21 protein-coding genes are annotated in these 21,125 nt (G+C 71.5%); 2 read left to right on the forward strand and 19 right to left on the reverse strand.

Going from position 1 to position 21,125, the window contains the following annotated elements; genetic code table 11:
• Positions 1-28 precede the first annotated feature (28 nt).
• The 9 genes from OG905_RS03930 to OG905_RS03970 form a co-directional block, all read right to left on the reverse strand.
• Positions 29-1,510: an FAD-dependent monooxygenase gene (locus tag OG905_RS03930; protein ID WP_328666190.1), complete on the reverse strand. Its 1,482-nt coding sequence runs from the start codon at positions 1,508-1,510 to the stop codon at positions 29-31.
• A 2-nt stretch (positions 1,511-1,512) separates the two neighbouring features.
• Positions 1,513-2,457 carry an aromatase/cyclase gene (locus OG905_RS03935; RefSeq protein WP_328666191.1) on the reverse strand — a complete coding sequence of 315 codons (945 nt, stop codon included), beginning with the start codon at positions 2,455-2,457 and terminating at the stop codon, positions 1,513-1,515.
• 31 nt (positions 2,458-2,488) lie between these two features.
• The gene (gene fabG, locus OG905_RS03940; protein WP_328666192.1) at positions 2,489-3,274 is read right to left on the reverse strand and encodes a 3-oxoacyl-ACP reductase FabG; all 786 of its coding nucleotides are present in this window, start codon (positions 3,272-3,274) and stop codon (positions 2,489-2,491) included.
• Between the two features lie 12 nt (positions 3,275-3,286).
• The gene (locus OG905_RS03945; RefSeq protein WP_324986611.1) at positions 3,287-3,556 is read right to left on the reverse strand and encodes an acyl carrier protein; all 270 of its coding nucleotides are present in this window, start codon (positions 3,554-3,556) and stop codon (positions 3,287-3,289) included.
• 70 nt (positions 3,557-3,626) lie between these two features.
• Positions 3,627-4,877 carry a ketosynthase chain-length factor gene (locus tag OG905_RS03950; RefSeq protein WP_328666193.1) on the reverse strand — a complete coding sequence of 417 codons (1,251 nt, stop codon included), beginning with the start codon at positions 4,875-4,877 and terminating at the stop codon, positions 3,627-3,629.
• Positions 4,874-6,145 (reverse strand): beta-ketoacyl-[acyl-carrier-protein] synthase family protein, encoded by a 1,272-nt coding sequence (locus OG905_RS03955; RefSeq protein WP_328666194.1) that lies wholly within the window; start codon positions 6,143-6,145, stop codon positions 4,874-4,876. Before OG905_RS03955 ends, OG905_RS03950 begins: the two co-directional genes overlap by 4 nt.
• On the reverse strand, positions 6,142-6,471 hold the full coding sequence (locus OG905_RS03960) for a TcmI family type II polyketide cyclase (RefSeq protein WP_328666195.1): 330 nt from the start codon (positions 6,469-6,471) through the stop codon (positions 6,142-6,144). Before OG905_RS03960 ends, OG905_RS03955 begins: the two co-directional genes overlap by 4 nt.
• Positions 6,472-6,687: 216 nt before the next feature.
• Positions 6,688-7,383 carry an antibiotic biosynthesis monooxygenase gene (locus OG905_RS03965; RefSeq protein WP_328666196.1) on the reverse strand — a complete coding sequence of 232 codons (696 nt, stop codon included), beginning with the start codon at positions 7,381-7,383 and terminating at the stop codon, positions 6,688-6,690.
• 52 nt (positions 7,384-7,435) lie between these two features.
• Positions 7,436-8,905 carry an FAD-dependent monooxygenase gene (locus OG905_RS03970; RefSeq protein ID WP_328666197.1) on the reverse strand — a complete coding sequence of 490 codons (1,470 nt, stop codon included), beginning with the start codon at positions 8,903-8,905 and terminating at the stop codon, positions 7,436-7,438.
• Positions 8,906-9,070: 165 nt separating this feature from the next.
• Between OG905_RS03970 and OG905_RS03975 the strand changes: the two genes are divergently transcribed.
• Positions 9,071-9,520, forward strand: coding sequence for a nuclear transport factor 2 family protein (locus tag OG905_RS03975; protein WP_328666198.1), 450 nt, complete (start codon positions 9,071-9,073; stop codon positions 9,518-9,520).
• Positions 9,521-9,530: 10 nt separating this feature from the next.
• On the opposite strand, the gene OG905_RS03980 is transcribed toward OG905_RS03975, so the two are convergent.
• The 9 genes from OG905_RS03980 to OG905_RS04020 form a co-directional block, all read right to left on the reverse strand.
• Positions 9,531-9,947 carry a pyridoxamine 5'-phosphate oxidase family protein gene (locus OG905_RS03980; protein WP_443043890.1) on the reverse strand — a complete coding sequence of 139 codons (417 nt, stop codon included), beginning with the start codon at positions 9,945-9,947 and terminating at the stop codon, positions 9,531-9,533.
• Between the two features lie 77 nt (positions 9,948-10,024).
• On the reverse strand, positions 10,025-10,153 hold the full coding sequence (locus OG905_RS03985) for a hypothetical protein (protein WP_324986592.1): 129 nt from the start codon (positions 10,151-10,153) through the stop codon (positions 10,025-10,027).
• 100 nt (positions 10,154-10,253) lie between these two features.
• Positions 10,254-11,693, reverse strand: coding sequence for a condensation domain-containing protein (locus OG905_RS03990; RefSeq protein WP_328666199.1), 1,440 nt, complete (start codon positions 11,691-11,693; stop codon positions 10,254-10,256).
• Between the two features lie 97 nt (positions 11,694-11,790).
• Positions 11,791-12,630 carry a 4'-phosphopantetheinyl transferase family protein gene (locus OG905_RS03995; RefSeq protein ID WP_328666200.1) on the reverse strand — a complete coding sequence of 280 codons (840 nt, stop codon included), beginning with the start codon at positions 12,628-12,630 and terminating at the stop codon, positions 11,791-11,793.
• A 58-nt stretch (positions 12,631-12,688) separates the two neighbouring features.
• Positions 12,689-14,455, reverse strand: a complete 1,767-nt coding sequence (locus tag OG905_RS04000; RefSeq protein ID WP_328666201.1) for an acyl-CoA dehydrogenase — start codon at positions 14,453-14,455, stop codon at positions 12,689-12,691.
• Positions 14,452-15,408, reverse strand: coding sequence for an aromatase/cyclase (locus tag OG905_RS04005; RefSeq protein WP_328666202.1), 957 nt, complete (start codon positions 15,406-15,408; stop codon positions 14,452-14,454). Before OG905_RS04005 ends, OG905_RS04000 begins: the two co-directional genes overlap by 4 nt.
• Before the next feature lie 151 nt (positions 15,409-15,559).
• The gene (locus tag OG905_RS04010) at positions 15,560-17,311 is read right to left on the reverse strand and encodes an FAD-dependent oxidoreductase (protein ID WP_328666203.1); all 1,752 of its coding nucleotides are present in this window, start codon (positions 17,309-17,311) and stop codon (positions 15,560-15,562) included.
• Entirely contained in the window at positions 17,301-17,618 is a 318-nt protein-coding gene (locus OG905_RS04015) for an antibiotic biosynthesis monooxygenase family protein (protein WP_328666204.1), read from the reverse strand. The genes OG905_RS04010 and OG905_RS04015 overlap by 11 nt, the downstream gene beginning before the upstream one ends.
• A gap of 66 nt (positions 17,619-17,684) precedes the next feature.
• Positions 17,685-19,289, reverse strand: a complete 1,605-nt coding sequence (locus OG905_RS04020; RefSeq protein WP_328666205.1) for a class I adenylate-forming enzyme family protein — start codon at positions 19,287-19,289, stop codon at positions 17,685-17,687.
• Positions 19,290-19,412: 123 nt separating this feature from the next.
• Here OG905_RS04020 and OG905_RS04025 point away from each other — a divergent pair, with 123 nt between their 5' ends.
• A complete protein-coding gene (locus OG905_RS04025; RefSeq protein WP_328666206.1) occupies positions 19,413-19,868 on the forward strand; it encodes a nuclear transport factor 2 family protein in 456 nt (151 codons plus the stop codon).
• A 57-nt stretch (positions 19,869-19,925) separates the two neighbouring features.
• Here OG905_RS04025 and OG905_RS04030 read toward each other — a convergent pair whose 3' ends face one another.
• Entirely contained in the window at positions 19,926-20,846 is a 921-nt protein-coding gene (locus tag OG905_RS04030; RefSeq protein WP_328666207.1) for an MBL fold metallo-hydrolase, read from the reverse strand.
• Positions 20,847-21,125: the final 279 nt, after the last annotated feature.

Genomic DNA, 21,125 nt, shown 5'->3' on the forward strand with positions numbered 1-21,125 from the left:
CGGGGTTGGGGGCGAGGCTCCGGGGGGCTCAGCGCGGCGGGCCGAACCAGCGTTCCAGCGCCTGGCGCAGTCCGGCGGTCCCGTCTCCCGCCCAGGCGACATGGCCGTCCGGTCGCACCAGGACACAGCCGGTGCCGTCCAGAGCACTGCCCGCTCGCGGGAGCGCCGCCAGCAGGCTGACGCGGTCGGACCAGCCGCTGTACGGGGACAACGGTGCTCCGGCCCCGCCGCTCAGATCGACGAGTATGCCGCGACCGGGGTGCAACAGCTGGGAGGTGGTGAGGTGTCCTTCACCGGAGAGCAGGACGGTGTGCGGCAGCCGGGCGCCGAGCAGCGGATGGTTGGCCGACCCGGCGTGGTAGCGGATGTCGAGGCCGCTGATCATGCCCGCGAGGTGCTCGCGCACGGGGGCGTACGCGATGAGCTCCGTCAGGACGGTGCGTACGGGCTCGACTTCGCTCCCGCCGAGCAGCAGCCGGGCCTGGGCCTCGATATTGGCCAGGACCCGTCGGCCGACGGCGTGCCGCTCCTGGTGGTAGGTGTCGAGCAGGCCGTCTCCGGCCCGGCCGGACAGCGTCGCGGCGAGCTTCCAGCCCAGGTTGAAGGCGTCCTGCAGGCCGAGGTTGAGGGCCTGGCCGCCGATGGGCATCTGGCGGTGGGCAGCGTCCCCGGCGAACAGGATCCGGCCGTGTCGGTAGCTGACCAGCTGGCGGTTGGCGTCGCCGAAGGAGTTCACCCACAGCGGCTTTCCGCCGCTGATGTCCTCGCCGGTGACCCGTTTCCAGATGGTGGCGATCTCCTCGAACTGTGCTTCCTCGGCGCGCGGCCGCGCGCTGCTGCCGAACTCGTGCACCATCACGCGGGTCACGCCGTCGTTGCGGCGGGCCGCGATGGCCAGGCCCTGCGGCAGCCGGTTGAAGCGCCGGTCGGGGACGGTGATGCCCTCGACGTCGGCGCGCAGCAGTTCGCGACGGGCGTCGTGGCCCGGGAACTCGGCGCCGATGAGCCGGCGGACCGTGCTGTCCTCGCCGTCACAGGCGACGAGGTACTCGCCACGTACGTGCACGATGCCGTCGCGGCCCGCGGCCTCGGCCTGTACGTACTGCCCCTGACCCGCCCGGGCCTCGGACAGGGCGCGCAGTTCGTGACCGCAGCGGATGTCGGCGCCCAGCGAGAGCGCCCACTCCTCCAGCACCGCCTCGGTCCTGGTCTGCGGCACCTTCCACTGGCCCGGGTAGGGGCTCGGCAGGGTGAGGTCGAGCGGGATGCCGCCGAAGTGGCCGCGTGTCTCGTTCGGCGGTGTGCCGAAGTGGGTGAGAAGGCCGCGGCTGTCGAGGATCTCCATGGTGCGGGCGTGCAGGGTCGAGGCCCTCGACTCGTCCGTGTGGACGTGCCGTTTCTCCAGGACGACCACGTCGAGGCCGCCCAGTCTCAGCTCACCGGCGAGCATGAGCCCGACGGGGCCGGCGCCGACGACGATGACCTGAGTGTCCAGGCGGTCCGCGGCCACGGTCAGCTCTTCTGCTCGGCGTAGTTCTTGGCGTGGTCCAGGGTGGCGCGGCTGTTCGTGCTGAGCGCCGTGTGGACGTATGCGCGGGCGTCGGCGACGGTTGCGTCCGGGCCGAGGATCTTCGCGATGTTGGCGGTGTTGAGGGTGACGGTGTGCTGGGAGGAGGCTTCGGTGCCGCCGCCGGCCGGCTCCTCGAAGGTCCAGACGCCGGTGTGCAGGGTCATCAGCGCGGGCAGCGTGACCTGCTTGTAGGCGATCTTGTGGTGCGGGAAAGTCACTCGGTACGACTTGGTGGTGTGCACCGAGCCGTCCTTGGCGCGGGTGTCCATTTCGAGGGTCTGCAGGCCGGGGGTCTCCTCCGTGAGCCGCACGGTGGCCACATGGGGCAGCCGCTCGGACCACAGGTCCGCCTCGTTGATGAAGTCGAACACGTCCTTGCCGGCTCCCGCGATGTGCACGCTGTCGGTGAAGGAGAAGGTCACCTCCTCGGCGGCGTGCGCCAGTTCGACGTTCTCCTTGAGCGCTGCCAGCTCGGCTGTGCTGTTCTTGTCGACGGCCCGCTCGATCCAGAGCAGATCGTGCGGGTCGTCGTCGACGGCCCGGTAGTCGTGCAACAGCCGGACCCGGGACTCCGTCTCCCCGAGTGGCTCGATGATCCAGGTGCCGCCCATGGCGGCGACCGGCGGGGCGGTGATCTCCTGCCGGAAGGTGATGCGCAGGGCGCCGGGATCGAGGGTGCGGCGCGATGTCCAGTTCTTCGCCTCGCCGTTGGCGGTCGCCCAGATGCGGATCCGCTCCCGGGTCCCGTCCGCGTCCGCCTCCAGCTGGTCGACGTGGATCGTCGGCGGGAAGATGCGCGGCCAGTTGGTGACCTCCGCCAGCAGCCGGTAGACCTCCGCCGCCGGGGCGCCGACCATGATCTCGTGTTCGACTTCACGGGTCGTCATGACCACTCCTCCTTCACATGCTTGGACGGGATCAGAAGTTGCCGAGGCCGCCGCAGACGTTGAATGCCTGCGCGGTGATGGAGGCGGCCGTGTCCGATGCGAGATAGCCGACGAGTCCGGCGACCTCTTCGGGGGTGGAGTAGCGGCCGAGGGGGATCTTCGCCTGGAACTTCTCGAGGATCGCCTCCTCCGAGGTGTCGTACGCGGCGGCGTATCCCTGCCGCACCCGCTGCGCCATCGGTGTCTCGACGTAGCCGGGGCAGACGGCGTTGACCGTGATGCCGGTGGGTGCCAGCTCATTGCCGAGTGCCTTGGTGAAGCCGACCACACCGTGCTTGGAGGCCGAGTACGGCGCGCCGAGCACGACGCCCTGCTTGCCCGCGGTGGAAGCGATGTTGATGATCCGGCCGCGGTCCTTGTGCCTCATGGCGCCGGTGTTGAGCACCGCCTTGGTGAGCCGGAAGACGCTGTTGAGGTTGGTGTCGATCACCTCGTCCCACAGCTCGTCGGCGATGTCGGCGGTCACTCCGCCGCCCGACCGGCCGGCGTTGTTCACCAGCACGTCGATCGGGCCGAACCGGTCGACGGCGGCCTGGACGAACGCCGCCACGGCCCCGCCGTCGGTCACGTCGACGACCGAGCCGTCGACGTCGAGCCCTTCGGCCTGCAGCTCCTTGACCGTGGCGGTGACGTTCTCGGCGCTGCGCGCGCCGATGTACACCTGGTGGCCCTGCGTGGCCAGCAGCCTGGCCGTCGCGAGACCGATCCCGCTGGTCGCGCCCGTCACCAGGGCGACGCGTGCCGTCTTCTGTGTCATGTCGGCCTCCCCTCAGGCTGCCTGGACGGGCGCCAGCTGCGCGTTGACGGCTTCGATGAGGGCGCGCGGGGTCTCGGCGTCGGCGACATCGTCGTCGTCGAGCGAGATTTCGTACTCCCGCTCGATGAAGCCCCCGGTCTCCAGGAGCGCGAGCGACTCGTAACCGAGGACGGCGAAGGGCGTGTCCAGGATGTCGCCGTCCAGGTCGACGCCCTCCTCCGCGCCCGCGGCCTGGAGCAGGATGCGCTTGAGGTCTTCGATGGTGAAAAGCTTGGTGGCCATGTGAATCCCTTCATCGATAAGGCATGTGGTGGGTGTGCCTCGTTGGTACGAGGCGGTTTCCTCAGGCTTGTTACGCGGCCTTGCCGGGGGCGCGCACGACCATGGCGGAGTTGAATCCGCCGTGACCCCGGGCCAGCACCAGCGCGGTCCGCACCTCGGCGGTGCGCGGCTGGTTCAGGACCAGGTCCAGGACGTACTCGGGGCAGGGGTCGATGTGCACGGTGGGCGGGATGACGCCTTCCTCCATGGCGAGGAAGGCGGTCGCCAGGTCCAGCGGCGCGGCGCCCGAGTACAGGCGTCCGGTCATCGTCTTGGGCGCCGTGACCGGGACCCCACGGACCCCGAAGACGGCGGTGATCGCCTCGGCCTCGATACGGTCGAGGGCGGGGACGCCCGCCCCGTCGGCGAAGACCACGTCCACGTCGCCGGGGGCGATTCCCGCGTCGGCGAGGGCGATCTCGATGGCCTTGCGCAGGCCCGGCTCGCGTCCGGGACCGTCTTGTTCGCTGGGCCGTCCCATGCTCGGTTTGGGGTCGATGGTCGCCCCGTAGCCGGAGATCTCGCCGTAGACGCGAGTGCCCCGGGCGCCTGCGGACTCGGCGTCCTCGAGGATGAGGATCGCGCCTCCCTCGCCCGGCACATATCCGCGCGCGTCGCGGTCGAAGGGCAGGTACGCCCTTGTCGGTTCGTCGCTGGTGCTGAGCTTGCCGCCCGCGAGCTGGGCCACCCAGCCCCAGGGGCAGAGCGACGCGTCGACGGCGCCGGACACGACCAGGCTGGTCCCCTTGCGGATCTGCCGGCGGGCCTGGGCCACCGCGTCGAGGCCGCCGGCCTGGTCGCTGACGACGACGCCGCTGGGGCCCTTGATGCCGTTGCGGATGGATATCTGGCCGCTGTTGACGGCGTAGAACCAGGCGAAGGACTGGTACGCGGAGACGAACTGGCTGCCCTGGCTCCAAAGCTTCTGCAGTTCGCCCTGGCCGAACGCGAAACCGCCCGACGCGCTCGCCGTGACGACGCCCATGTCGAACTCGGGGAGGTCTTCGGGACGTACCCCGGCGTCGGCCAGTGCCCAGTCGGCGGCCACCAGCGCGATCCGTGTCATGCGGTCGGTCTGCGGGATGAGACGGCTGGGCAGATACTGCTCCGCCTCGAATCCGGGGATCTCCCCGGCCAGCCGGGACGGATAGCCGGACGGGTCGAAGCGGGTGATGCGGCCGATGCCGCTCTTGCCGCTCAGGGTCGCCGCCCAGTAGTCCTGAGCGCCCAGCCCGTTGGGAGAGGCGATGCCCAGGCCGGTGACCACTACCGACGAGGTCATATGAGGCTCCTTTCGTGACTGGCCAGAACCATGGCGCTCTGGAATCCCCCGAAGCCGCTGCCGACGGTGAGGACCGCGTCGACGAGCTGGTCGCGCGCCGTGAGGGGTACGTAGTCGAGGTCGCACTCCGGGTCGGGGGTGTGCAGATTGGCCGTCGGCGGCACCACGTCGTACTCCATCGCCAGCGCGGAGGCGGCGATCTCGATGGAGCCGATGGCGCCGAGCGAGTGCCCGACCATGGACTTGATGGAGCTGACGGGGGTGCGGTAGGCGTGGTCGCCGAGGCTCTTCTTGAACGCCGCCGTCTCGTGCCGGTCGTTCTGCTTGGTGCCGGAGCCGTGCGCGTTGATGTAGTCGATCGCGTCGCCGTTCATCCGTGCCTCGTCCAGCGCGACCCGGATCGCCTCCGCCATCTCCGCGCCGTCCGGCCGCAGTCCGGTCATGTGGTACGCGTTGCTGCGGGTGGCGTAGCCGGCGATCTCCGCGTAGATGTGGGCGCCCCGCTTCCGCGCGCTCTCCAGCTCCTCCAGGACGAAGAAGGCGCTGCCCTCGCCGAGCACGAACCCGTTGCGGGTGCCGTCGAAGGGACGTGAGGCGCGCTGCGGGTCGTCGTAGCGCGGGGTGGTGGCCTTGATGGCGTCGAAGCAGGCCATGGTGATCGGCGATATCGGGGCGTCGGAGGCGCCGGCGATCATGATGTCGACGGAGCCTTCCCGCAGCAGTTCGACGCCGTAGCCGACCGCGTCGATGCCGGAAGTGCAGCCGGTGGAGACCACGGTGCTCGGCCCCTGTGCGCCGACGGCCCAGGCGACCTCGGCCGCGAACGAGCTGGGAACCAGATGGTTGTACAGGTGCGGGGCCGCGTACCGGTGGTCCACCAGGTCCAGCCTGCCGCCGTCGCTGACGACCCGGTACTCCTCGTCGAGCCCCATCGTCGCGCCCACGGCGCTGCCCACGGTGACGCCGATGCGGTACGGGTCGAGGCCGCCCAGGTCGAGTCCGCTGTCGTCGACCGCGCCGCGCGAGGCGACCACGGCGAACTGCGCGGCCCGGTCCATGCGCCGGACCTCCTGCGGGCTCAGCCCGTGACCATAGGGGCAGAAGTCGATCTCGGCGGCCACCCGGGAGCGGAACGGCGCGGGGTCGAAGAAGGTGATCCCGCGGGTCGCGGTGCGTCCGTCGCTCAGCAGGTCCCAGAAGCTCTTGGCCCCCACCCCGCCCGGGGCGATGACCTCCAGACCGGTGATGACTACTCTGCGGCCGCTCACGCCGATCCCTTCCAGGAGTAGAAGCGGGTGGCCATGGCGTCGGACGGCGAGCGCCAGGTGGCCGGGTCGTAGGCCTCGATGAACGGCTTCAGGTCATCGCTGATCCCGACGAAGCGCGGGTCGCTCTTGGCCTGTTCGATCAGCTCGCCGCCGTTGTCCTCGTCGAAGTCCTGCAGGTGGAAGTACAGGCCCCGGTAGGAGAACAGCTGGCGGCGGCGTGTTCCCATGAGCCGGGGCATGTCCGTCGCGTCGAAGTCGGCAAACAGCCTGGCCACCTCAGCACTGGAACCGGGTGCCATCCGGGCGACGATCAGCGTGCTGTTCATACGTGTTCGCTCCTTGGCGGTCGCGGTTTGAGCTCGCAGGGCCGACGGTGAGGCCTCGCGATCGTGCCCGGCACGGGGGAAGCCAGAATTCCGCCAGAGTCCACATGGCCTGATCTCTCTCGGCGGCACCGGCCGGGCACATCAGGACGCCCGGCTCGCCGAAGGAGCCGGGCGTCCTGTCGCTTCGGGCGTGCCGTACCTATTGCCTCGGGTCTGTCACTGGCCGGCCGAGCGCGTGTGGACGACGCGGTAGGTGTTCCAGTCGCTGCTGGTCGCCAGGGACTCGACGCGAGCCTGCGACTTCTGCCGGGCCGGGGACTGCTCGCTGTGCGCTGTGGCGCGGAAGGCGTCGTAGGAGTCCTTGTCGGCCCACTGGGAGTAGACGACGACGAAGGAGCCCTCCAGGCCCCGGGCGGCCAGGCCGCGCAGGACGCTGTGGGAGCGGTAGCCCGGGACGTCGAGCAGCCAGTCCTGGGACGGGCCCAGGGCGTCGACCAGGTCGCCCTGGTCGCTCTCCGCGACCCCGAAGACCTCGATCACGGTGAGGTCGTCGCGAGTGGGCGAGACCTCGATCGTGTCGCCGACGGACGGGTGGCGCTGGGTGAACGCGATCTCGTTCTGCAGCAGGCGGATCGATGTCGTGATCTCGCCGAAGACCGGGAGTGTGCGGTGCTTGAACTCCTCGCCGGCGTACCGCGCCTGAAGGTCCTCCCCGCTGCGCCACTGGATGAAGTTCGCGGTGCCCGGCTTGTCCTGACCGGCGTGCACGGTGCTGGAGATCCAGCCCTCGTACGTCGCGGCGTCGACGATCTTCCGCATCTCCGCCAGGAGCTTGTCCTGCTTCTCGGGGGCGTCGGTCGTGAACAGGTTGAGGACGGTCAGGTGCTGGTCCTCGGTGGAGATGATGGGCATTTCTTCCTTCGCTTCCTTGAGGGTGGCGGGTGTAAGAGCCGTCGTTCCCGGCTCAGTCGGGCAGGCCGAACCAGCGGCCGAGCGCGTCGGCCAGGCCGTCGGTGCGTGAGCCGGAGGGCGAGGCCCAGGCGACGTAGCCGTCGGGGCGCACGAGAATTCCGTCCATGGGGGCGTCGCAGTCGGGGTCGTCGGCGGTGACCGAGTCGACCCGGCCGGCCCAGCCGGCGGCGATCTCGCGCAGCTGCGGGTCGCCCTTCAGGTCGAGCAGCACGCCGCGGCCGGGGTGCAGAAGCTCCGAACTGCTCGTCTTCCTGCCGCCGATGACCACTTCCTTGTCCGGAAGGCGCCGGCCGAGGAGGGGATGGTCGCCGGGGCCGACGTCATGGCGGATGTCGAGGCCGGTGACCATGCCGACGAGGTGGCGCTGGACCGACTCGTGCTGCGTCAGCTCGGCGAGGACGCCGAGCAGCGGCGTCATCTCGTCCCCGCTGAGGTAGAGGATGCGCTGCGCAAGGGTGTTGGTCAGGATGCGGGCACCGACCGGGTGGCGCTCGCTGTGGTACGTGTCGAGCAGACCGTCCGGCGCCTTGCCCTGGATGTCCAGGGCCAGCTTCCAGCCGAGGTTGACCGCGTCCTGCACCCCCGCGCTCATCCCCTGGGCCCCGATGGGCAGATGGATGTGCGCCGCGTCGCCGGCCAGGAACACACGTTCGCGCCGGTACTCGGCGGCCTGACGGCTGACATCGGTGGTGGAGCTGACCCACAGCGGCGTGGCGCCGCTGATGTCCTCGCCCGACAGCCGCTCGAAGGCGGCGGCCACCTCCTCGAAGGTGATCGGCTCGGAACTGGTGCGCAGCGGTTCGTCCCGGTCGAAATAGATGATCCGGCTGCGGTCCGGGCCGATCGGCAGCACCATGACCATTCCGCCGGGCACCCGTTCGCCGCTGAAGCGCGGCCGCAGCCGGACGCCCGCGACATCGGCGAAGCGCAGCTCGACGGCGGGGTCGGTGCCGGGAAAGTCGATTCCGGCCAGTCGGCGGACGGTGCTGCGCGCGCCGTCGCAGCCCACCACGTAACGGGCGCGCAGCGCGCTGGTGCCCGCGGGCCCGCTGAGCTGCACACTCACACCGTCGTCGTCCGTGTCGAGGCCGACGACCTCCAGCGACCGGCGTACCGTCACGCCCTGTTCGGCGGCCCAGGCGCCCAGCATGGCCTCGGTGCGCGACTGGGGTATTCCGCGGGCTCCGTACGAACCTCCGCCGACCACACGGTAGTCGAGAGGAACGCCACCGAAGTGACCGGCCGGAATAACGTCGACGTCGCCGAGACGGGACAACAGGCCCCGCTGATTGAATTCTTCGATCGTGCGCGCCGAGAAACCGAGAGCCCGCGATTCCTTGATCGGTTCGGCGAGCCGCTCGACGACTGTGACCGACACTCCCTTGAGACCCAGCTCGCCCGCGAGCATGAGTCCGGTGGGGCCGGCCCCTACAATGATCACGTCCGCGTCAAAGGTGTCCATCTGCCCTCTTCCAACTGGTGTTTCTCGAGTATTGCGAGGGGCTCAGCGGGCCGTAAATAGCCGCCGGTACAGGCCTTTTACAAGCCGGTACAGATTTCTGCCGTGAATGTCAGATCTCGTACAGGAAGGCTTGGTCCGCGAGAAGAACTGCGGTCATGCTCAGGCATGACCTCAACCCGATCCACCGCCGAAATAGGCTCACTTCTGGACCGTTATCTGGTCGGCCTCGACGACGAGAAACTCGACGCCGACTGGGCGAAAAGGCTGTTCACCGACGATGCGGTTGTCGAATTCCCGATGAGCCGGCACGAAGGGATCGACGGGCTGGCGGCCTATCACCGCGGCGCGCTTGCGGCCTTCGAGCGGACGCAGCATCTGGGCTCGCCGGCCGTCGTCGAACTCGACGGTGAGCGGGCCCGGCTGCGGGCCAACCTCATCTCGACCCATGTCCATCTGCCGGACCAGGCGCTGCCGGGCGGCGAGCTGCCGCCGCTGTTCGCCACCGGCACGTTCGTGACCGGCGAAGCCCGCCGTACGAGCGAGGGCTGGCGGCTGAGCCTGCTGTCGTTCCGCCTGATCTGGGCCACCGGGAACCCACCCGCACCGCGTGCGTGAGCCGACGGCCTCACAGATTGAGGCTCAGCACCCGGTCGACCGCGATCTCGATGACCACGCGGTCGGCCGGGCTGGGCGGCGCGGACCAGTAGCGCCGGGCGTAGCGCCGCACGCCTTCGGCCACGCGGCGGCCGTCCTCACTGACGGTTGCGGTGCCTTCGAGCGTGACCCAGCTGAAGCCGTCCACCTGGCACAGCGCGACCCGGCTGCCCGGGGCGGCGATCAGATTCCTTGCCTTGCGCGAGGAGGCGACCGTGAGAACCCGGGCGAGCCCGGTCCCGGCGTCCCAGGTGAACCGTACGGGCGCGGCATGGAGGGATCCGTCGGGCCGCTGGGTGGTCAGCGTGCCGACGTGCGGCGCGGCCAGAAATTCCTCGGCCCGGTGCGGCATCGCCGGGATGTCCGTACGTGCTCCTGAGCGCGGCATGGCGTCTTCCCCCTCGTGATTCGGCTGCCGGGCAGTGTGCCGGGGCGCGCTCGAATCGCGGTGTACCGGCGGGGCGTTCAGTCGATGCCTCGGACGATGTGCGGCTCGGGCGGTTCGTCCTCGTCGACGCCGGCGAGCCGGGGCGCCGGAGCCAGGGACACCAGGTCGCGTGCGGGGCGTTCGCGCTCTTGCTTGTCGTCGTGCATGAGCTCCTCCTGGGGATCGCTCGGACCACTCCTCCGGTTCGATCGGACCAGGGTGTCAAGATCTGCTCGAGAGCGGCTTGAGCGCCGGGCTGCCGGGGGCTCAGTCCGCGACGGGCGGCGGGTCCGGTTCCGCGAGCAGTTGAAGAACGTCGCCGACGGTCGTGTCGTCGGCAGTGTGGGGCAGTTGCCGCAGCAACCGCGTGCACTGTCCGAGGAGTTGTCCGGCTTCGGCGTCGGCGATCTTGCCGCGGTCGTGCACGGCGGTGAGGGCGAGGCCGCCGTCCGCGTCGCGGCGGGCGAGCAGGACGACGGGGTACGCGGCGGGCGCGCCGACGGCGCCGGGCGGCGAGACGCGGATGTCCTGGGCGGCGAGAGCCGTCTCGAGGCCGTCGGCCATCCGCGGATAGTGCGCGAAGACGAGGACGCTGTCGAGGAGTTGCTCGGCGGCCGGACGGCCGCTCCATGCGTGGATCTGCTCCAGCGACACCCATTCGTACGCGGCCATGTCCAGTGTCAGGTCGCGCAGTTGGGCCAGCAGCAGCGGCAGGCCCTGCGCCGGGTCGACCTGGATGGTCATCGGCAGCACGTTCATGAGCAGTCCGGGAAGCCGTTCGGCGACGTCCAGGGGGATGCCGCGGCCGGACACGGCGACGCCGAAGCCCACCGGCGCCGGGCCCTGGGCGCCACCGGCCCGGTACAGGAGGATCGCCCAGACGGCTTGCAGAGCTCCGGCCTCGGTGGCGGCGTGGCCTGCCGCCCAGGTGCGCAGCCGTTCTGCCTCGGCGGCGCCGAGCCTGGCCGTGGCGCGGCCTCGGCCGCTGTGGCCGGTGGCAGGACCGGGCGTGACCGGGGTGAGCGCCGGCGCGGTGCCGGTCAGGGCCCGGGACCAGAACTCCCGGGCCGGACCCGTGTCCTGAGCCGCCAGCCAGCGGGTGTAGTCACGGATGTCGGGGCGCCGCTCGCCGCCGGGCAGCTCACCCCCGGCCAGGTAGGCCCGGTAGAACTCCTGCAGCAGGACGACGACGCTCCAGCCGTCCAGCAGGACGTGGTGGTGGGTGAGCAGGATCCGGGTGGCGGCGGGGCCCTGGCCCGCTGGGGCCGGGGGCTCGTCGACGAGCGTGATCCGCAGCAGGCCCGGGCGGCCGAGGTCGAAGCCGCGCAGCCGGTCCCGTTCGAGGAGCTCGTCCCAGGCGACGGTGCCCGCGGCGTGCCGGACGACCTCGGCCCTGGCGTTCTCGTACAGGACGATACGGGGCTCGCCACCCACGTCGAATGCCGCGCGCAGCACGCTCTCGCGGTCGAAAACGGCCTGCCAGGCACTGGTGAACCGGCCGGTGTCCAGCGGGCCGTGCCAGCGCCAGACCAGCTGCTCGACGTAGCGGCCGCTGCCCGGGTGGGCCATCGCGTCCCGCAGCAGGCTGTGCTGCTGCGGGGTCAGGGGCACCGAGTCCGGCCCGTCGGGAGCGCCGACCGACCGCACGATGCTCTCCGAAGTGCCGTCGGGCAGTAGCGGGCCGTCGCCATGGTGCTCCTTCGTCATGGGACGTCTCCTGGTTCCTCGGCCGACGGATACGGTGCTCCCGGGCTGAGGATGCCCCGCGCCGCTGCCGCGGGGCTGATACGCCGCTGACGCGGGGTCATACCCCCGACGGGCCCGTGTCGCCCTCCGTGGTGCGCTGCGTCATCGCCGCCAGGAATCCCTCGTCCAGCATGGTGCGCACCGAGGTGTCGCCCGCCGGGTCGAGGCCGGCGTCGTGGCAGGCGATGCTGATCAGATAGCGGCCGAGCGCCAGATGTGTGGCAAAGCCCCATTCGCCGCGGGAGCCCGCGCTTCCGTCGGGGGCGCGCAGCCGGCCGCCGCGCAGACCGAAACCGAATTCGGTGAACCCCAGCCGCATGCCCTGGCCCAGCGCCTTGGTGTAGGCCTCCTTCAAGGTCCACAACCGCAGTGCCTGCGCGCTCTGTTCGTCCTGCGGGAAGGAGTCGAGCTCGGCCGCCTCGGCGGGGGTGCACATCTGGGACCTCAGCAGGTCCAGCCGCAGCGGGCGGCCGGCCGGTTCCGCGTCCACGCCGATGCGGCCGATCCGGCTCAGCGCGACCACGATGAGCTCGCCGGTGTGTGTCAGGCTCACCTCGATCTGGTCGAAGCCGCGCAGATATGGGCGGCCGCCGAGCCGGTAGGCCAGGTCGAGGGATGCGGGCGGCGTGCGCAGCGCCGCGCCCGCCGCGTACTTGATCAGCAGGCGGGCGGCCGCGAACCGGTAGCGCACCGTGGCATCGGTCGTACGGCGGTAGCGGGTCCAGTCGTGGCCGAGCAGCCGGCGCAGCCCCGGTGTGGTGAGCACGGCGGGCAGCCATTCCCCCCACGTCGTGTACACCACCGCGCTGCCGGTGTCCGTCAGGTTCCGGTGCACGGCGTGCCACGGCCCTTCGGGCCGCGGCACATGGACCGGCGCGGCGATCGTCGGCTCGTCCATGGTCGTCCTCCCCTCGTCCCCAAAGTCCCCTGCCTGGTCGCGGATTGCCCGGGCAGGGTCATCCGGCGAGCTGCGTGGCGTACAGGTCGAAACTGCGGCCGTCCCGGTAGCGCTCCAGCACCTCGGCGATGACGGTGCCGGTGACCTGGTCGGGCAGTTCGGGCACCGGCACGCCCAGCCTGCGGCCGATCCGGCTCAGGGCGAGCACCGTCCAGGAGGGGTCGTCGAGGAAGGAGCCGGTGCCGTCCTGGCCCTGCCGTACGCCCAGGCAGGACGCGGCGGCGAGCAGGAGTGCGTAACGGTCGGCCAGGACGCACGCCTTCGGGTCGGCGAACAGCGCCCGGCCGCGGCCGGGCAGCGCTGCGCACTCCTCGCGCAGTGCTCGCACCTCCTGGACGAACGATTCGGCAAGATCCGCCAGTGCCGCCCAGACCGGTCCGGCCGAGCGCAGCGGGCCGAGACGTTCGGCGACGGAGACCAGCGCCGCTGTGATCCGGTCCTCGGTTCCGGAGACCGTCAGCCTGCGGTAGTCGAACGGTGGCACCGGGGCCTCGGGCCGGAACAGTGCGGCGGGCGGCTCGGGCGAGTGGAACCAGGAGGTTCGGGCCAGAGTGCGCAGTTGGGGCACGAGGACCGCCTGGCAGGCGGCCGTGCCCGCATGTCCGAGACCGGCCACCGGCAGGTCCCGCACCAGTTTCTGGAATCCGCCGTACCGCGGTCCGCGATCGTAGCCGCGTGCACCGAGCGCGGTGGCCAGTTCCTCCAGGTCCTCGCGGAGCAGGTCGGGCATCGTGTACTTGACGGCCGCCGCGAGCAGATGGGCACTGTCGGGCAGCAGGCTCAGGGCGCGCAGCCCGGTGACGGCCATGCTGTCGCAGGCCAGCAGGTCCGCGAACACCCCCGCGAGCACCCGGTGCCAGCGACGGGCGGGCAGACCGTTCGGGCGGTGCTCGGTGGCGGCCCGCACGGCGTGCCGCAGGACGCTGTCCACTCCTGCGATCACCACGCCGGGGATCAGGCAGCGGTTGACCTGGAAGGTGCGCAGTGCGAGCAGGACACCCTCGCCCAGCCCGCCGACGAGGGTGTCCGGCGGCACGGGACAGTCGGTGAACGCGATTCCGGAGAAGCGGCTGCTGCGCATTCCTGCGGTGTCGACGCGCGCGAGGCGCCGCAAACCGCCGCGCGGAAGCCGTTCCGGATCGAGCAGCAGTACGGAATGGCTGCCCGGGCCGGTGGTGGGCGCGGTGCGGGCGTACATGACGAAGGCGTCGGCCCGGTCGGCGTTGATGACGACATCCTTGCGGCCGCCGAGCGTGAAGCCGCCGCCGGGGGCGGGACGTGCGGTGAACTCGTCGCGCAGGATGGCGTTCGCGTGCGCGAGTTCCCGGTGCAGGATCGAGGCGCGGCCGCCGTCAAGCAGCAGCCGTGCGGTGTCCGCGCGCTGGCGGGCGTCGCCCTCGGCCCACACGGCGGAGGCCGCGAACAGCGAGGTGATGCCGAAACCGAAGCCGAGGGCGGCATCGCGTCGGAAGACCGGGCGCAGGATGCGGGCCAGGTCGTCCGCTCTGGCCAGCCTGCCGCCGAGGTCCTGGGGCACGAACTCGGCGGCGAGGTGGGCATCGGCCAGCAGCTGCTCGGTGGCTTCGGGCACCTCCCGCCGTTCGTCCGCCCCCAGCAGTGCGGTGTGGCCGTGCGGGTTGGCGGGGTCGAGCGGGTCGCCAAGAAGTGCTTCCAGGCGCGCGGCCCGCTCGGGAGCGGCGGCCGGGGGGCCGGCAGCACCGGGCTGCCGGCCGGCGGGCGTGCCGAAACAGGCGGCTCTGGTCACAGGACCCGGACCGCACTCTCCGCATGCTGCTTGGCCAGCGCCAGCATGAGGGTGCCGGCGCGGCCGAGGTCCTCGCGCACCCGGCGGCGGGCCGCGGCCGGCCCGGCGCCCTCGCCGAGCACCCGCTCGATGTCCGCCTCGTTCAGGACGACTTGGTGCTGCGCGGTGACCGTCACACCCGTCGCGTCGGGTTCGACCGACCACTCCCCGGTGTGGGCCGCCATCAGGGCGGGGGGCGCCGTCTGCTTGTAGACGATGCGCCCGGCGTGCGGGAAGCAGATCCGCACCGATTCGGTGGTGTGGATCGCACCGTCGGCGCCCGACGCGTCCATGGACATCACCTGCACACCCGGCGCCTGTTCGGTCAGCTCGACGCGGCGGACGTGCGGGGCGAGTTCCGGCCAGTCGCCGGCCCGGTAGAGGAAGTCGTAGACCAGCTCGGCGGGGCCCTTGACCCGTACGGAGTCCTCGAAGAGGAGCACCAGGTCGTCCAGGCGCGTCCACTTCTCGGCCATGTCCTTGAGGCTGTCCAGCTGAGCACGGCTGTTGGTGTCGGTCGCCCGCTGCACCCAGGCCACTTGGTCTGCCGCGTCCCCGGGGACGACGAAGTCGTGCAGCAGGGTCAGCTGCGAGCGATCGCCTCCGCGCGCCTCGACGATCCAGGTGCCGCCCATGGACTCGACGGACGAGGCGGGTACCTGCTGACGGAAGTCCACCCGGCGCAGCTCGGGGTCGAGCGACCGGACCGAGGCCCATGACGTGACCCGGCCGTTGGCCGTGGCCCAGATGCGCAGGCGCTCGTGGGTTCCGTCGAATTCGAGCTGCTCGACATGGATGCTGGGCGGGAAGAACAGCGGCCACCGTACGGTGTCGGCGATCAGCCCGTACAGCACTCCGGCCGGAGCGGCCACCTCGACCCGGTGGCTCGTACGGTGCACGCGCGTGTCCGACATGTGCAACACCCCTCTCGCGTCGGATGAGTTCGCCGGAGCGGGGGCGGGCGTCAGCGAGCCCGCCGGGGACGTCCGGCTCGTCCCGGCCGGTGCGCGGGGCGGCGCCCGGCCGGCTTCGCGGCCTGTGCGCATCCCGGTTGCAGTCGGCTCGTCATCGGGTATCTCTGTCCGCGAAGGCCACGGTTTTTACCTTGCCATTGACCTTGTCTCGACCGGGTCGAAGAACGGACGAGGACGGCTCAAGCACCGGTGGAGGGCCACCGGCGGGCGACAACGGCACCCGCGGGGAGCGGTCCAGCCGCAGCGCGGTGAGCGCTTCGTCGAGGGTCCGACCGCTCAACAGGGCGCCGTGCGCGGCGAGATAGCCGTCGGGCCTGATGAGCGCCCAGCCGCCGGGCACCAGGCCCAGCGCGGCGCACAGGGCTCCGTCCGGATCGGGCAGCGGGGCCGGGCCTGCCCAGCCGTACCCGCCCACGGTGCGCACCGACAGCCAGGCGCCGTGCCGGGCGGCCGCGTCGGCGGCGGCCCGTGCGGGTTCACCGGCCCGGCCGCGGCCGTCGGCTGCGGCCAGCAGGGTCCAGCGCACGTCGCGCAGTTCCTCGCACAGGGCGCGCCCTCCCGCGGTCTGCGGATTCCCGGCGGTGGCGAAGGCGACGCGGTGTCCGGGGCGGCAGTGCGGAAGTGGCGCCGACCCGCCGGAGGGCTGGAGGCTCAGGGGGCCGCGGGCATAGTTCAGGCGCAGCCCCGACATGGAGCCGAGCACCTGGCGCTGGATGGCGCGGCGCAGCGCCGGGACCCTGCGCACGACGGCGAAGACGGCGGGCAGCGCCAACGAGGCGAGGATGTTCTTGAACTGGACGAGGAACGTGGCCGTGCGGGTGGAGCCGAGCAGCTGGCGCCCGACGGGAACCCGCTCCTGGCTGTAGGTGTCCAGCAACTCGCGCCCGGCATGGCCCTGTTGGACCATGGCGAGCTTCCAGGCGAGGTTGTACGCCTCCTGGATTCCGGTGTTCATTCCCTGGCCGGAGGCGGGGCTGTGCACGTGTGCGGCGTCACCGGCGACGAAGACACGCCGTTCGTGCATGCGCGGGACCATGCGCTGCTGGAAGGTGAAGACCGACGTCCATACGGGTTCGCCGACCCGCACCTCATGGCCCAGGCCGCGACTGAGGCGGGCGGAGAAGTGCTCGGCCACGTCCCGCTCACCGTGTCGGCCGGGTGCCGTCTCCAGCAGGCGCCAGCGCCCTTCGCTCGCGTAGGGCACCATCATCATGGCCCCGGTGCCGGTGTGCACCCAGTAGATGCTGTCGGGCGGCAGATCCGTGGTGACCGGTGCGTCGGCGAGCATCCAGGTGTCGCGGCTCTCCCCGATCAGGGGCAGCCCGAGGCCTTTGCGTACGGTGCTGTGCCCGCCGTCGCAGCCGATGAGCCAGGGCACCTGGCACAGCTCCTCGGCGCCGTCGGACCGCCGCAGAACGGCTCGTACCGACGTCTCGTCCTGCTCGAAGGACGCCAGACGCACCCCCCACTCGACCTCGACGCCGAGCCGGGCGACGGCCGCGCGCAGCACGGCCTCCGTGCGGGTCTGCTCGATGATGACGGTGTACGGGTACCGGGTGGGCATCGACGCGTAGTCGGCGTCGAGCCTGACCAGGCGGCGGCCCTTGGCGTACATGGTGAACGCCTCGTTGCGGCGTCCCTGTTCGAGGATCGGGCCGACCGTGCCCATCTGGTCGAAGGTCTCCAGGGTGCGAGGGTGGACGGCAACGGCCCGGCTGGTGCGGGCCGGGCCCGCGGCGGCGTCGACGAGGCGCACGCGCAGGCCGCGACGGGCGAGTTCGTGGGCCGCGCTCAGGCCGACGGGACCGGCGCCGACGACCAGGACCTGACGGTCACCGGACACCGGCTGCCTCCGGACCGGCCTGGTCCTGCGCGTCCACCGGCTCGTACATGCCGGGCTCGGCGCTGACGAGCGGCCTGAGCTCGGCGAGCAGCTGCTGGAAGCCTTGGGTGGCGAAGGCCGTGCGGTGGGCCGCGGCGTCGTGCCAGGTCGCGATCTCCAGGTAGACATGCCCTTCGCCGAGCCGGCGCAGGTGCTGGTGGCCGACATAGCCGGGCTGGGCCGCCATGTAGGCCGTAAGCCGGTTCCTGACGGCCAGGAAGGTCTCGTGGTCGCCGTGCACGGTCAGCTTGTTGACAAAGGTCGCCATGTCCTGCCTCCTGCGGGTCGGTGGTGCGCGATGGGTGGGCGTACGAGGCTCATGCACCGGGCCTGCTCAGGCGGCGCTTTCGGCGGCGGCCCGGGCGCGCAGCTGCTGTCTCAGCTCCAGACGCCGGGGCTTGCCGACGGGAGTGCGCGGGACGGCGTCGAGCGTCTCGACGCGGCGGATCTGCTCGAAGGACGCCAGCTGGGCGTTGGCCTTCTCGGTGATCGAGTCCAGGATGTCGAGCACGGAGCACCAGCGCTGTCCGGCGTCCTGGTGCAGCACGATGCCCGCCCAGACGACGGCGCCGTGCACGGGGTCGGGCCAGCCGGAGACGACGCAGTCGGCCACGCGCGGGTCCTCGGCGAGGATCCGCTCGACGGCGGTCGGCGAGACGAGTTCGTTGTCGTACTTGAACACGTCGCCGAGCCGATCCACCAGGAACAGCGCACCGTCCTCGTCGAGATGGCCGACGTCGCCGGTGGCGAACCAGCCGTCCGCGTCCGTCCTGGAGGGCTCGTGCTCGTCGAGGTATCCGGCCATCAGCTGCGGACCGCGCACCTGCACCTCGCCGGTCGCGTACACGCCGACGCGTTCCCCCGTCCCGAGGTCCACGATGCGGCACTCGGTGCCGGGCACGGCAGGCCCGACGCAGCCCCTGCGCGATCCGTCTCCGGGCCGCTGGCTGTGGGACAGCGGGGAGAGTTCGGCCATGCCGTAGCCCTGGATGACGGGGACGCCGAGCAGATCGCGCAGCCGACGGGCGGTGGCGTCGGCGAGCGCGTTGCCGCCGGAGAGCACTGCGGTCAGCCGTGGTCCGGCGGGCACGCCTTCCGGGCGGCCCTCAAGCCGCGGGTCGGCGGCCAGCCGGTGCAGCCGTGCGGGCAGCCCGTAGTAGTGGGTGGCGCCCGTCCGGGAGGCCAGCGCCAGCGAGGCCACCGGGTCGGGATCGCGGCACAGGATCTGCGTGGCGCCCGCGTACAGCGCCGAGTTGAGGTGCATCACGTGATAGAGCGGCAGATGGTTGAGGGTCACGGACTGTGGGCCCAGGGCGTGGGCGTGGACGGTCTGCGCGGCGTTCGCCACCAGGTTGCGGTGGGTCAGGCGCACTCCTTTGGGCCGGCCGGTGGTGCCGGTGGTGAACTGGACGCAGGCGATGGCGCCGGGGGCCGCGGCGCGCCCACGGTGCCCGCCCGTACCTTCGGGCACCGCGTCGAGGGCTGCCTGCAGCGGCACCGCGTCGGCCGGGACCACACCGTCCTCGGCGTCGGTGACGACGATCGTGCGCAGCTTCGGCAGTGACTCCCGCAGTTTCACGAGGAGTTCGGCTGTCGCCGTCGGTACGAAGGCCACCTCGATGCCCGCCGCGGCGAAGACGTGGTGCAACGCCGCCTGTCTGATCAGGGGGTTGACGAGCACGGCGACGCTGCCGCCGCGCACGGCGCCGTAGAAGGCGGCGGGGAAGGCGGGGTCGAGGACGTTGGCCACACCGACCGCCGCCTCGCGCCGGCCGACCGTGTGCTCCAGGTAGCGGGCGATGCGGTCGGCACGGTCGTCGAGTTCGGCGTGGTCGACGGTGCCCGACTCGGTGACCAGGGCGGCTTTGCCGGGGTGGCGGATGGCGGCCCGGCGCAGCAGCCCGTCCAGCGGCAGTTCTGGATAGGTGAACGACGGCATGGGCTCAGACCTCCTGCTCCCGACGACTGGGCCCTCACGGTCGGCCGGGGTGCTTGAGGAATCTTCGAAGGCGGCTCGATCGGTGTCCTGGACAGTGGCGCCAACCGACGGAACGGAGACGCCATGACTGTGCGGAGCGAGGCCGAGGCCCTGCGGCCCACCGACGCGTTCGCAGCCCTCTATGCGCAGGTGCAGCAGTTCTACGCACACCAGATGCAGTTGCTGGACGCCGGCGAGGCCGAGCAGTGGGCGGCCACCTTCACCGAGGACGCCCGCTTCGATGTACCGACGCTGCCCAAGCCGGTGCACGGCCGCCCCGGTCTGGTCACTGCCGCGCAACGCAGCGCCGACGCACTCGCCGAGGCGGGCGAGCGGCACCGCCACTTCATCGGCATGCTCGATCTGACCGAGCGCCCGGACGGGGTGCTGGACGTACGCGCCTACACGATCGTGTACGCCTCCAGGATCGGCGGCGGCTGCCGGGTGCACCGGGTGTGTGTCTGCACCGATGTGCTGGTGCGCAGCGGCGACGAATTGCATGTGCGCACGCGCACGGTCACCCGCGACGATTTCCCGTAAGCGGTCGCGCACCGGCACCCCGGGCTGTGGTGCTCGGGGTGCCGGTCAGGACGGCAGTCAGGCGTGACAGTCGGGCAGCCGGCCGTGGTAGTCGATCATCTCTCCGAACAGGGCGCCCACGTCCAGCGGGGAGCCGGGGGCCGCGCCCTGCACCTCGGCGTAGGCGCGGGCCAGGTTGGGCACCAGGCGCTCCGGGTCGATCAGTTCGGCATACGGTCCCAGGTCGGTCTCACGGGCGAGCTGCAGCGGGGTCAGACCGGCCGCGGTTCCCCGCTCGGCCAGCCGCTGGATCCAGCGGAAGTACGCCTCGTTGGCGTCGAACAGGTCGGGACCGCCGACCGGTCCGTGTCCCGGCACCACCACCACCGCGCCGAGGGCGCGCAGCCGGTCCAGGGCGTCGAGCGACCCGGAGACCGACCCCATGACGCAGAACGGCGTGACCCCCGCCATCAGCACGTCTCCGGTGAACAGCACCCGCTGTTCGGGCAGCCAGACGACCGTGTCGTTGGTGGTGTGCGCGGCCGGGCCGATGTGCAGCAGCTCGACGCGTACGCCGCCGATGTGCAGGGTCAGCGCATCGCGGTAGGTCACCTGGGGCAGCGCCAGTTCGAGGTCGCCCCAGCACACGTCCGGCCACAGTCCGGCCAGGTGCAGTCCGTGTTCCGCCATGTCGCTGCGGGTGCCTTCGTGGGCGACGATCAGGGCTTCGGGGAAGACGAAGTTGCCGAAGACGTGATCGCCGTGGAAGTGGGTGTTGACCAGGGTGCGCGGCGGCGTGGGCACGCGGCGCAGCACCGCCTCGCGCAGCCGCCGGGCGCGGCGCTCGGTCGCCACGGTGTCGATGAGCACGCTCTGGCCGTCGTCGCCGACGACGAGGCCCGCGTTGTTCAGGCACCAGCCGCCGGGCGGCTGTACGTAAGCGAAGACCCCGTCGGCGACCTCCTGCGTCTGCAGGGCGCCGGTGACCGTCGCGGTCATCGCGGCCTCACCGCCACGCCAGGGACAGCGGTGTGCCGATCGGCCTCTCCCGCGCTTGCGTAGGTCACCACACCCGTCACGGCGCCAACTCCCGTCGCCTCGGCCCGGAATGCGGACCGGAACGCCGCGGCCCGGGCCTGCTGGCCTGCAGCGTGACCGCCCCGCCTGGGAGCCGCCTCGAAGACAACTGGACCCGTCCGATGCCTCGGCTGCCTCCAGCCGTGCTCCAGCCGGTGCGGGAAAGCTGATCCCGGAGGATCTCGTCGCTGGATCCGGCGA

The organism is Streptomyces sp. NBC_00322 (genome assembly GCF_036147535.1).
Taxonomy (GTDB): Bacteria; Actinomycetota; Actinomycetes; order Streptomycetales; family Streptomycetaceae; genus Streptomyces.